The 12,525-nt window shown below is 56.7% G+C and carries 8 protein-coding genes; 2 read left to right on the plus strand and 6 right to left on the minus strand.

The features are described from left to right. The coding region (locus tag FY112_RS05760) for a cytochrome P450 (protein WP_151517938.1) at nt 1-713 on the plus strand (713 nt) is incomplete at its 5' end. A 594-nt stretch (nt 714-1,307) separates the two neighbouring features. Continuing rightward, a complete protein-coding gene (locus tag FY112_RS05765; protein ID WP_181018162.1) occupies nt 1,308-3,248 on the plus strand; it encodes an ATP-binding protein in 1,941 nt (646 codons plus the stop codon). Between the two features lie 216 nt (nt 3,249-3,464). On the opposite strand, the gene FY112_RS05770 is transcribed toward FY112_RS05765, so the two are convergent. From FY112_RS05770 to FY112_RS05795, 6 genes are all read right to left on the minus strand, one after another. After that, nucleotides 3,465-3,665 carry a DUF1127 domain-containing protein gene (locus tag FY112_RS05770; protein WP_131661347.1) on the minus strand — a complete coding sequence of 67 codons (201 nt, stop codon included), beginning with the start codon at nt 3,663-3,665 and terminating at the stop codon, nt 3,465-3,467. Nucleotides 3,666-3,950: 285 nt separating this feature from the next. Beyond that, nucleotides 3,951-4,313 carry a hypothetical protein gene (locus FY112_RS05775; protein WP_151517940.1) on the minus strand — a complete coding sequence of 121 codons (363 nt, stop codon included), beginning with the start codon at nt 4,311-4,313 and terminating at the stop codon, nt 3,951-3,953. A gap of 606 nt (nt 4,314-4,919) precedes the next feature. Beyond that, nucleotides 4,920-6,035, minus strand: a complete 1,116-nt coding sequence (locus FY112_RS05780) for an FAD-dependent monooxygenase (protein WP_151517941.1) — start codon at nt 6,033-6,035, stop codon at nt 4,920-4,922. Between the two features lie 229 nt (nt 6,036-6,264). Next, complete coding sequence (locus FY112_RS05785) at nt 6,265-7,878, minus strand: GMC family oxidoreductase (protein ID WP_151517942.1); 1,614 nt, start codon at nt 7,876-7,878, stop codon at nt 6,265-6,267. A 1,281-nt stretch (nt 7,879-9,159) separates the two neighbouring features. Further along, nucleotides 9,160-11,724: a two-component system VirA-like sensor kinase gene (locus FY112_RS05790; RefSeq protein ID WP_151517943.1), complete on the minus strand. Its 2,565-nt coding sequence runs from the start codon at nt 11,722-11,724 to the stop codon at nt 9,160-9,162. Further along, the coding region (locus tag FY112_RS05795; RefSeq protein ID WP_151517944.1) for a cytochrome c peroxidase at nt 11,681-12,525 on the minus strand (845 nt) is incomplete at its 5' end. The genes FY112_RS05795 and FY112_RS05790, both read right to left, overlap by 44 nt.

Genomic DNA, 12,525 nt, shown 5'->3' on the forward strand with positions numbered 1-12,525 from the left:
TCGCTTATCGCGTATCAAAGATATTGACGACCTCTTGGACGGACGAGGACGTACCGAGTATTGAGGTGGCCGCACGCGAGCTCGAGGCCTATTGCTCAGATCTGATTGCTGACCGGCGCAGATCGCCGAAAGACGATTTCATATCCGAATATGTCGCGAGCGTCGATCAGGACGCTAATCTGTCTGCGATGGAGGCCATCATGCAGCTTGTGTCCATTGTTATTGGCGGTACGGATACGACACGCGCTGCTATCGTGATCCAGACCGGGCTGCTTCTCGAAAGAGCAGATCTGTGGGAAGCGCTTCGCAAGGATGAGAATCTGATCGTTCCCGCCGTTGCCGAAGCATTGCGAGTCGAGCCTGCCGTAGCCTCGATTCCGAGGCTTGTTGTTCGCGACATCGAGTTGGATCAGCATTTCATAGCAAGCGGCAGTGTATTGCTACTGTCGACCATGTCAGCGCTGCGCGATCCCGAAGCTTTCCCCGATCCGGAGCGGTTCGATCTGTATCGGGAACGCCCTCGGTGGCATCCTGTCTATGGCGATGGCCCGCACCGGTGTTTGGGACAGGCTTTGGCGCAACTGGAGCTCGAAGAGGCGCTTCGTGCGCTGGTCGGATCCCGACATCGTCTCCTGCCCACAGGCCAACAACTTAACGTTCATGGACACGCGGGCATCAGGCAGGTCGACGAACTGGAGGCTCGCTGGACTTGAAAAGAGCCTCGGCCAGCCAGTCGCGAGGCGCAGGCGACACAGTTCGTCTATGGTAGCCGTGGTTGACAGCAAAACCGCAATGTTTAATGGCGCGAGCGAGCTTGCCACTTGTTTCAGCGTGGAGGTGTCTCGCACGGTGCCACGGTGGGTTCGGTCTTGCGTTTCGTTGAGAACCGTCCGCCAGGCGCCTTTCATCAGCGCCTCCAATCGTGAAGCCATGCCTTTACGGCCGTAGCGGTGGGTCAAAACGCTGCAATGACCTCCGTGCGTGACGCTCGACGCGTTCAGCTCGATCCTGGTGCATTGCCGTTGCGGTTCAATCTTTCGATTGAGAGATTATTCGGTGAGGCGAGGATGGAAAGGCTCGAAGCGAATCGCAGCGGCGGAGCTTCAATACCTTAGCCAGGCCAAGCGCACCTGATTACTTTATCGGGTCGAGATAGTTGCCGTGGGGTCCATTGGCAGGCGGCGCAGGGCAAGAGCACGGTCGTGAAATCGGTCAAACGTGGCTTCTCAAAGTTTCTGCATAAATGATTTCAATTTCCAACCCACCGTATGAGCGAATATGAGATGCCGAGAATTTGGCCTAGTCCGATGACCGCAAATCCGTCAGTCGATAATTCATTGAAAATTCTCTTTGCTTTTTTCGGTGCATTACTTTTCGCATTGCTGGCATCAGGCCATGTGCCCATGAAGGATTGCAAATACGAGGGTGTCCTTGTGAGCGTCTCACCCTTTTCACCTGTCGTATACGCTACTCTATCAGTTCTCCTCTGCGCCTATGCGTCAATCTTGACGTTCTGGGGCAGAGGCCAGGCCCGGACCATCAATCGATTGCTGGAAAGTCAGTCGCTGCTGAACAGGTTTGAACGGGCATTTGATGATAATCTCACAAGAGGCGAGTTCGGTGTCGTGGCAACGAGAGTTCTGACGGAATTCGCGCAATATTTCGGAGCGGATGAGGTCAGGCTCGAAATCGTCGAGCCGCGCACCGGCGTCACGGTCGAAGAATTTCTTAGTGCGCGATCCCCACCCCCAACTGAGCCCGAAGTCAAAGCTGATTTCTTGAAACGTGTGGGAGCAAAGCAGCCGGACGGAGAGCAAGCCGCATTCCATTTCGTCGACCTCGGGAGGATGCAATCCAGGGCCGTCAGAGGCAGGGCGACTACGCAGGTTGCAGCAGCAGTTACGACACCGCTGGGGCGTATCGGTATTTTGCAGATGGCCTATCGCAAGCCCCGACAGGCGTTCAGTGAAGATGAGATCCTGCTGCTGTGCGCATCCCTGTCAGGCCTTATTCAAACTGCGGTCGATCACTGCAAGCGAAAAAACCGTGAAGATCTCGAAAGGCGCCTCAATCACGCAGAGCGCGTCCAGGCTGTCGGTACTTTGGCGGGCGGCATCGCGCATGAATTCAACAATATCCTGGGTGCGCTGCTTGGATACGGTGAGATGGCGCTGCAACGCGCCGGCGAAGGCCAGAATGTGGAACACTACCTCCAGGAAATGATGTTAACTGCGAGACGAGCGGAGTTCATAGTGAACCAGATCCTGACCTTGAGCCGCAGGCGCGAGCAGGAAACGAGACCAATCAACCTGGTAGAGGCAATTCGCGACGCGCTCCCGCTCATCTCGGCCTCCCTACCAAACCTGGAGGTAAACGCGCCCCTAGCGTCCAACGACGACTGCATAATGCTTGGTCATCCCATCGAACTCCAGCAAGTGGCGATGAATCTCTGTAAAAATGCGTGGGAGGCCTCAAGCGGCCACATCAGAGTGGACATCAATGTCGATGTCGTCCCTGTCGAAAGTGTAAGATCTCTTTTTCTAGGGCTCCTCCAGCCTGGCAATTATGTTCGTGTCTGTATCGCGGATAACGGAAGCGGTATTTCTCCGGAAACGCTGCCTCATATCTTTGAACCATTTTTCACCACGAAGGCCGCCATTGGCGGCACCGGGCTCGGCTTGGCGGCTGTCCACGGTCTGGTCACTGCGATGGACGGACGGATCAACGTCACGAGCAGTCCTGGAATGGGTACGTCATTTGAAGTCTATTTTCCCCATTCGTCACTTCCGCCAACGCCCACCAGTCAATTTTTCGTTGCTCCGCACGTGATGCTAGGGGATGGCCAGCTTATTGCTCTCGTGGAGCCTCATTGCCGTGATCTGGCGATGCATGAAGAGAAGATTGCGGCGCTTGGCTACGAGCCCGTCGGGTTCTCGGATATCGGCATGATGGAAGAATGGTTATCCACTCAGATCCCCGACATGATCATGATTGACGTGCGGTCAATTCCACCAAGCCACTCGGCGCGCGATATCGAGAACATGGCCCGCGGCTCGCCTGTCGTCTTGATACTACACGGCGGAAACGCAGAGATTTTGAATGCCGCCGCTGCTTCGCGCTTCACTTTACTCCGAGAGCCATGGAGCTCCAGAGCGCTGGCCGACGCAATCCGAGAGGGACTTGTGGAGAGCGTCCCCAAAGTCCGGTCTTCGACCCGGCAAAGATCGGGATCCCAGCGAACCCAATGAAATCTCCCGAGCGTTGAATGCGCACGGGAGGCCCCCAACTGTCAAATGCCTAGTCTGGAAGTCACTCGCCTTTCGCCGCGTCGCTATTTCCTCGACAATGATAGTCGCCCGTCGCCTTGCTGGCACAAAAGAAAGCTTGCAACGTGAAGGCTGAGGCCGCCCCTGTCCTGGCTCCGACCCAGTCGGCATAGCAATGCTGGAACAGACATCGCAAAGTCACTCCAAGCGATTGATATCGTCGCAGCGGCCTTTGCTCACGAACCGTTCAATGTCGCTTCGCCATATCCCTATATCAAGAAGCATGAAGTCCTCCAATTCCTTCAGTTCAGCGATCGCCTTCTGAATCTTTAGCCGGCGGCGGAACGCAGCAACAAGTCGCTTCAATTGCGGCATGGGTGTTGGCTGAATAATTCGCACTGTTATCCCCGATGTTGGTTCAATAATGATTCACACGCGCAACAGCGCACTCGTGATGAGTTTCGCTATCGACCATCTGCGCCATCGGATTATTGTGTGGAGCCGAAAACCCGTTGCATTTGTAGCAAGCGAGTGAAATCTGGGCGCGTCGAGCCCGTTGCGGAGAACGATGTCGTAGGTCATCGGTCATGGTTAAAAGTAGAGGTGGAGCAGCCTTGACGGCGGACCGAATCGGGGTGAAGGTCCGCTCGACGCAACGTGCGGTCCGAGAGTATGCGGCGCCGGCTACGGATGCTTGTAGACAGGCACCTGAGCAACCTGCATGACGGAAAATAGTGCAAAGTAAAGCACCGCCACGATGCAGAGCAGGAGTGCCGCGACGATGCCTTTTCGCCACAACACCTCCTCGTCGTCGTGATATCCCTGCTCAGCCTTAAGATGCTGTTCGTGATGTTCATCGCGTTGCGGGGCAATTGCCTGTGAACTCGCCTCTGACTTCCTTGTCAATCCATGTGCAGGTTCACCGTCGCCTCCGGTTGCCGGATCCGCGTCGCAGCGCTCGATGGCGCCTTTCTCATTATGCTCACCCGCCGATCGACTTCGTGGCACCGCCCTTTCATTGGTCGGGCCTTGTGCGTTTCCTCGCAAAGGTGCCTCCTGTTTCTTGACAAGCGATTGTCGGAGGGAGACGTTTCGGCAGCATTTCGATTGCCGTTCACCTCCTTAGAGACGAAACACATCGCGGTTCGAAGAATGAATAACTCTGCTAGGGTCTGAACGATGAGAAGCATTGGCGTAGTCTCGCTGGGACGTGCTATAGGCGACCGAGATTGCAGATTGTCCGCCAGAGTTCTTGTGCACATCCTCCTGGGACGTCGGCTCGAGCTGGCCCGACTTGCGGCAAGGAAACGATATCGTTCATGAACGCCACGTTGTCATTGTTAAGAATGATCGCTGCGGGATATGTCCCGGGGCATAGGCCACCGCAAGGTCGACACTGCCGATGGTGATCGCGTCACCATTGCCGTCCATCGACGGCCAGCCGGCCGAGCGTAGCGCTCCCGCCCCGGCTGCTGAACGATCGCCACCCGTCCGCCGACTGCCGCTGGCGAGCCAGTGCGGTCTGAAGATAAGCCGCCGTCGACATATGATAATATGCTAAATGCCATCAACGTTTGGTCGCTCTCGAATCCTGCCGTTGCACATAAGTCGCGTCACGACCACTTTAGCACCAGGCATCATCAGCCGCGCTTTTCAGATTCCACCGTCCAAAAGCGGAGATCTCAACGCCCCATAGGAGCGCTTGTAGAGTGTATCGCCGAGATGTTTCAGCGTAAAATTTCTGACGATGGGCGACAGACCGCGCAACATGTCGCGAGCGCGTGCTTGCTGGCGCACCCAGGTCACGCGTTGTTGGCGGTGTTGAAGGTATCGTCGCCTCATCACGCCCGTCGATGGGGCGTCAGAAACAACTTCGGCCAGGACCAGCGCGTCTTCGAGGGCCATGCCAGCTCCTTGCGCCATGCTGGGTGAACAGGCATGTGCGGCATCGCCTATGAAGACTAGACCGTCCTCGAATGTGCTAAAATCGGGGACCTCTTCAAGCCCGCTGAAATGTATCTCGGCGGACGTGTCAAGTTGCGCGATCAACGGCCCCAGCGGAGCCCTAAATTCTCCGAACATCTCCTTGAAGTCCTGCAAAGTGTTGCGGTTGACCTCGGACGTGCGGCAGTCTGCATACAAATATACTTGGGAGGCGGTCACTGGAATTGCCAGGAGGGTTCGCCCGCGTCCGAGCATAGCCGTCCATGCTGATATGTTTGGTGTATTGTCGGTCACGGTTCTCCAGCATGATATGCCCAACGCTCGGGGCCTGCAGCCGCTGGTGGCTCTACGAAGCCATGAATTCACACCGTCCGCCGCGACAACCAAGTCACATTCAACTGAGCTGCCGTCGGACAATTGCGCACTCATGCCAGCGGATGTCCGGTGAGCGGCGAGGATTGCCTTCCCGTAGTTCACTCTGGTGCGTTTCAGCGAGGAAAGCAGCGCCTGGATCAGGCGAGAACGCGGCATGGCGAGACAGGGGCCGCAGTTTGACCAGAAATCTTCTGCCGAGAGAGCGTGGATCAGCTTTCCGTCGGAAGAGAAGATGCACTGTTCCTTGATACGCCGACCATTAACCTTCAGCGGCTCCAGAACCCCTAACTGATCCAAAGCCCGGGTTGCATTTCCCAACAAAAAGATGCCTGCTCCACCGAGCCTCGGTCCAAGGCACTGCTCGTAGACTTCACATTGATGGCCTTTGATCTCAAGTGCCTGAGCTGCGGCCAAGCCGGCGATGCCGGCGCCGGCGATGATTACCTTCATCGAAAACGACCTTCGAGTCTCTGGTATGGAATTCGACGTTGCCCGTCCGTCTGGCTGTCCCACGAGATCCGTCTGCCGCCGAGACTAGAGCGGCAGGCTTCTCGCATGCGGTGAAGTGGCCCGAGCATGTCTCGTCCCAAGACGGCCATGATCGGACCTACCACTTGGTTAGGACCAATCAGTCGCCAAACTCTCAAATGAGTGAGATTCCGGTATGTCGCCGGTTCGGTTAGGCATTCGTCCCATCCGCAGCTTTCAGGAGATCGGCGGCACGCTCGCCGATCACGACGCAGGGTGCCATCGTGTTTCCGACAGGGATCTTCGGCATGATTGATGAGTCGGCTATGCGCAGGTTGTCAACTCCATAGACCCGCAGGCGAGAGTCAACGACAGACATGGAATCCTGACCCATCTTTGCGGTGCACGACTGATGCCAGTAGGTCACAGCGGAATTGCGGATGTAACTTTCCATGCTAGCGCGATCGCGCGCCATTGGGATGACCTCGCGCTTCACCAATGCGCCAATACGTTGGCTATTACCAAGTTCTCGGCAGAGCTCGACCGTACGAAAGGCCGTGTCGAGATCGCCAGGATCGCTCAGCGAATTGGGAGTGATCACGACAGGATCGCGATGGCCCGGTCCCGACAGCTGTACCCTGCCACGACTTTTGGGTTGAGCGAGGCCGGCGAACATTGACCACCCGTGCTCAGGAGCTTCGAGCCCGACTTCCGGCGGCGGCGGAACAGCAAATTCAAGCTGGCATTGGATGATATCAGGGGCCGACAAGCGAGAATCACTTCTGGCGTAGAGCACTACCTCGCATCCACCACCGCCAACCTGTTGCGGCTTCGTGTACTCCCAGGTGCAGCCAAAGGCGATATGATCCTGATGGTTTTCGCCGACGCCAGGCAGGTCTTGGAGGACCGGGATGCCATGTCGACGCAGTTCGGCCTCAGGGCCGATGCCCGACTGCATCAGCACTTTCGGCGTGTGAACCGCACCCAGGGAAAGAACGATTTCTCGATCCGCTTGGAAGCGAACCAGCTGGTCATCCACGATGGCCTCTACGGCAACCGCCTTTGATCCAGCAAGGATGACGCGGGTGACATGCGCCCCAGTCAACACCGTCAAGTTCGGCTGATGCATATGGGGGTAGGTGTAGGATCGGAAAACAGATTGTCTCTTGTTGCCTTTAATCCGCAGCTCAGCAATTGCGGCCCCCTCGCCTGCTTCCATCATCTCGCCATTGGCACTTTCGAAGGTCGGAATTCCCATCATACGGGCAGCTTCCAGCGTAGCAGGCGCGAGCGGCTGGGGCGCCTCTGGCTGTGCCACAAAAACCGGTCCGCCCGCTCCCCGGCGGGCGGGGTCGGCTTTGCCGTGCCAATCCTCGATCCTTCGGTAGTATCCGAGAACGGATTCGTAGCCCCAGGCGGCATCGCCGGACTCCTGGGCAAAATAATCCCAATCACTCTTGTGCCCGCGCGCCCAGACCATCACGTTGACGCTGGATCCGCCGCCAAGGACCTTGCCCATGTTGAGGGGAAGTCGGCGACCGTTGAGGTGGGAAGTAGGCTCGCCCATAAATGCCCAGTCGCGCGAAGAGCCCAAATTCAGCGGCCACTGCCCCGGGTCCAAAATAGATGGCTCCGCGTCGTCTCCGCCGGCCTCAAGGAGAAGAACCTGTACATTCTCGTCCTCGGCCAATCGACCGGCGACGACGGAGCCACTCGAGCCCGCACCGCATACGATGAAATCGAAATTCGTGCGCAGCTGTTGTCGCAGCGTTTTTTGGTTTTCCAGCACGCTCTGCCTGATTTGATCTTCGTCGGAATGTGTCATGCATCACCTTATGGTTTGATGTTTGTCGCTCTCGGCAACAAGAAATCGTTCGTCCGTTGTAGTTTCACCGGCGTGTTCGTTGGCTGTTACAGCCTGGGTGTTCTTGATTTCGTTTGAAGTCCAAGGATCTGAAATTCGTCGCCGAGGCGACGTGAAGGCGGTCGGGCACCGACCACGCGGTTCTCAGTCCCTGTTCACCTGGTTTCATCTTACGTCTTGAGCGGCGTCACGGATGGCGTCGGCGACCGCCTTTGCCTGTGGGTTGAAAAGGGCATGGATTGCCGGGCACTCCCGTGATTTTCGCCCCGTCGGCTGCGAAGCGGAATTGGCCTGTGACGTGGCGGCAACCGCGCTACCGCGATTATAGAACTCTTCATTTTTTCAAACATGAGTCTCTCCATTGGATCGCGACAATAATTAGTGCGATAGTTATCGCGATAATTATTATTGCGCATATCTTGTTTCTGCTGTCAACGTTTCTTTGCGATCCGGAACGACTAATTCCCACGGGAACTGCGATCCGAGCCAATGGCACGATTGTTTCGGGCGTCACGAAGAAACCGGGCTCAGTAACAGGCCTGAAACAACGCTCCGACAGTAAGTATGTGCCTCAGGGCCGTAAGGCTCCCCCTCCTGTGGTCGGGGCCGGATCCGGTATGCTTGCCAGCACCGATCCGGCCCCAAATGGGTCACGGCGACAGCGTGTTCTCCGAAGGCGCTTTCTCAACGACGAAGCAGGACGTCCAACAAAGCGCAAAAAGGTTCTTGCACCGGCAGCAATTGCGGCGACACGATCATTGGCGGGCGTCGCCGTACAGCGACGCTGCTCCAACCATTGGACTGGAATGACCGCGCGAGTGACCGTTGTCGCACTGGCCACGTTGTTCTGGTGCTGGTTCTAAAGCGCGTTGGCCGCCTGGTCGCTGCCCTAGCGACAGAGAAGCATCCTGACAATAAGGTAAACCAAGAAGTGTCGATCCCTGCGAGCAGGTCTTTGCGCCGGTCGACCGAAGTCCCGTGACGAGGGTCAGTTGCACTCCCGTTGCCCGCTCGCATCGGGCAACGGGAGACGATCGGATATGCTTGTGGCCTCCAAATACACATCCAGGAATGATGCGTCGTTGCGATGCGTCGCAGGCCGGAAGATAGCCAAGATGCGCAACAAGCCACAATACAATAGCTTGCAACTTTGTGTGGATCGTGATTTCAAATCACACGGTTGACGCGCCATTGCGGTGACGTCCGCGAACGACATTGACAGGAACCAGAGCTGCCCGGCAGCTATTGAGCGGCACCGCCTGGACCTTCCTGAGCATGAACGGTCGCGCTATGCCTCAGAACGTCGAAAATTGCGGTTGCCAATGTCGCCAAGCTGAAGGGCGTGCGCAACATCCGGGCCGCCAGAACGGGACGCGTGGAGTCGGGATCCAGTGCGCGGTCGCTTAACAGCAACAGCTTCTCAATCCCCACCTTGTCCAGCAGGCGCGAGAGGTCAGCATGACGCATGAGATGCTGTCTATCAACAAGCACAATGTCGGCACATAGGCCTGCCTGCAATTGATCAATCAGGCACGCGATACCCGCACATCCTATCGGCTCATACCCGAGCGCAGCGACCTTCTCCTCGTACAACTCCAGGAGCATCTTGTCTTCCTCGACAATGACAACCCGTTCCCCCTTGCCGATGGGAACGGCATTTTCGTCAAAAAACCCTTTTATAGGTACTGGCTCGAGATTGCTCGCCGGCAGAAACAGCCGGAAAGCTGAACCCGCTCCGATTTCGCTTTTCACGTCGATGCTCCCACCTAGCGCGGAACCGATGCCATGCACGGCCGAAAGGCCGAGGCCCGAGCCACCCGATTTTGCATTCGTCGTGAAAAATGGCTCAAATATATGCGGAAGGACGTGATCGGGAATTCCGGGCCCTTCGTCGCTGACAACAAGACAGACGTATCGCCCTGGCCCGAGCTCACCATGCGACAAGAACTGCTTCCTCGTGGTTTCAATGATCTCGACACTGATGATCACTCTCTGGCCTCTAGACGAAGCTTGGCTTGCGTTCTTGCAAAGGTTCATTACAAGCTGATGCACATCCACTGGATTGCCTTCGATGACCGCAGGACGTTGATCGAGGTGGGACTCGATCATTACATGGCTACCTAGTGTGACCCGGAGGAGCGGCAGGATGTCGGCAACCGCGTCCGCCACGTCAAAGGGTTTTGTCGTCCTTTCGCGCTTTCGGCTGAACGTCAGTATCTGGTCTACGATATGCTTCGCCCTCGCCCCGCTCTTTAGAATTTCCTGCACATAGTGTCGCGTCGTTGACGGCCTGCGAAGAAGCTGAACCGCCATCTCGCCATATCCTTGAATCGCGCCCAGAACATTGTTGAACTCGTGTGCGATGCCACCAGCCAGCGTGCCGATGGCCTCCAACCGCTGCGCATGCTCGAGGCGGTGCTCCAGTCCTTCTTTCTCCTGGCGACTGCGGTTTGCGTCAACGAACTCGATGAGCGTTTGAAGTGTTGCTTGAAGCAAGCGAACCTCGTCCCCAGGCATCCTTGGCTGCAGATCATCAAAGCTCAAAACAAGAGCGGCCACATCGCGCTCGGAAAGACCTGCCGCTACAATGAGACATGCGGTCGCGGCTCCGCGTGAGCGGATGAAGCAGCGGGATTTCGCGGAAACGCGGCGCCCGAAACCCTCCAGATTGCGATGTGCAGGGGTGCCCTTCTGGCGGAGAAGGTCCTGGGCAAGCTCCAGCAGCAAAGCCCTCTGCTCTTCCTCGTCGCTGAGGCCGTAGTTGTCCTTGATTTCTCCCCGTTCTAAATCGCAAATCGCAAAAGCACATCTTTGGGCTGCAAATAAGCCAGAGATAGTACTCAAGGCATCGGTCATGACGGCTGCGAAGCTACCAGAGTCGCTCTCGACCATTTCAGCCTTGAGCTCGGCAATGACTTGTTCGTAGTGGAGACGTCTCTTGAGGCGTTTGGTCTGGGCACGCAAGCGATACACCAACACACAGATATAGATACAGAGAATGATCGCCGTGATACCCAGCAGTATCCTGCTGAAAGCCGCACGAGACGTTGCGTCGGCAGCAACGTCCAGGTATTCCGATTGTAGCTCCTCTGCGCGCTGCGGTGTCACAGAGGCCTGAATGGCTGCAATCTTATCGTCAACCTTTGGTAAGATGGCCAAGATCATTCGTGCGTGAATGATTACCGTTCCCAAGCCTTGTAGAACAGGCGCTGCAGTGTCGAACTCCGGCAGTTGCTCCAGACGCCTGAGAATAGCCTCCTGAAGCTGATCGTCCGGCCGGGTCGAAAACCGCATCATCAGGTTACCAAGATCACCTGTTCTAGTAAGAGCCATCTTGACGGCCTCATTTCGGGAGTCGTGGAGATCGGAGAGTGTCTGGCCGAATACTCCGATGGAATTCTGCAAGAGTGCATTGCGGGTCTTAAACTCCTCAACGAGCTTCTCGTCGAGGTTGATAACGTCCCTCAATTGCCCAAGGAGCTGATGTAACCTGAAATCGTCGGCGAACTGCGGCCTGCTGAACAGTCTTTTCAACTCCGTTGTCGTTTGCCTCATGTTGACGACAGAGGACACGAGCGGATCGTACGACGACAACAGCCCTGCTCTCGCTCGCAGGACGTCGCGCTGAAGCGAGGCGTGATTGACGTCGACGGCTCGTAGGTTCATCATCACCGCCTCGTGAACGTCCCGCCCCGGATCACGCCCCGCTGCGACCACGGCAAGGACAATTGCCGATAGCGTCAGCAGAGCGATCGGCAGAGTTTCAACGAGACTCTTCAGTGTTAGGCTGCGCGAGCTCTTTCCCACTGTAAACCCCGGTCAAACTGTTGAGGAACGCCTCTAGCGCATCGACGTCGCTCTCCGTCAGTCGGCGCCCGAGCTGGCTTCTGCCCATGATAGCGATCGCATCCCGAAGTGTTGCGGTGCGCCCGTCGTGGAAATAGGGGGCCGTCAGCGCAACGTTGCGCAAACTGGGCACTCGGAAAACATCGACATTCCGATCAGCCTGGTCCAGACGTGCGTCGAGATCCTCAGGCGTCGGAAAGGTCTCGGCACCTGGCTCGCCGAATACTCCGAAAATCTGGAACATGTTGCCGCCAATATTCGAGCCTTGGTGGCACGAGACACAGCCGTATTCGGTGAAGAGTTTCAGCCCGTGCTTTTGTAACGGAGTGATCGCCTTCTTATCTCCTTTCAGGAAACGGTCAAAGGGTGCGTCGGGCGTTGCAAGAGACTTCTGATAGCTCACAAGCGCATCCAAGACGTTTTCGCGCTCCGCCGCGCCACCATATACCCGCGAAAACGCGTCGGCGTAGGAGCGGTCGCTGTTTAATCTCGACAGCAAGGTGGGCCAGTCCATCGCCAACAGGTTGGAGTCGTGAATGATTGCATCATTTTGGCTTACAAGAGATGTAAACTTTCCGCGCCATCCAAGCCGATAGTTGTTTCCGACGTTGAATATGGTCGGCGCGTTGAACGCATGCATTTTCCCCTCATAGCCGACTGTTCTTGCGGCATGAATCGTGCCGCCTGTCGCAAGGTCGTGACACGAACTGCAGGAAACCTCTCGCCGTTTGGACAAGAGCTTGTCGTGAAAGAGGTGTCGGC

The organism is Rhizobium sp. PEPV16 (genome assembly GCF_008919455.1).
Lineage (GTDB): Bacteria > Pseudomonadota > Alphaproteobacteria > Rhizobiales > Rhizobiaceae > Rhizobium > Rhizobium leguminosarum_Q.

Excerpts from the sequence above, each read along its gene's own strand:
- FY112_RS05765 (WP_181018162.1), top strand. The coding sequence starts at position 1,308 with ATGACCGCAAATCCGTCAGTCGATAATTCATTGAAAATTCTCTTTGCT.
- FY112_RS05780 (WP_151517941.1), bottom strand. The coding sequence starts at position 6,035 with ATGAAGGTAATCATCGCCGGCGCCGGCATCGCCGGCTTGGCCGCAGCT.
- FY112_RS05785 (WP_151517942.1), bottom strand. The coding sequence starts at position 7,878 with ATGACACATTCCGACGAAGATCAAATCAGGCAGAGCGTGCTGGAAAAC.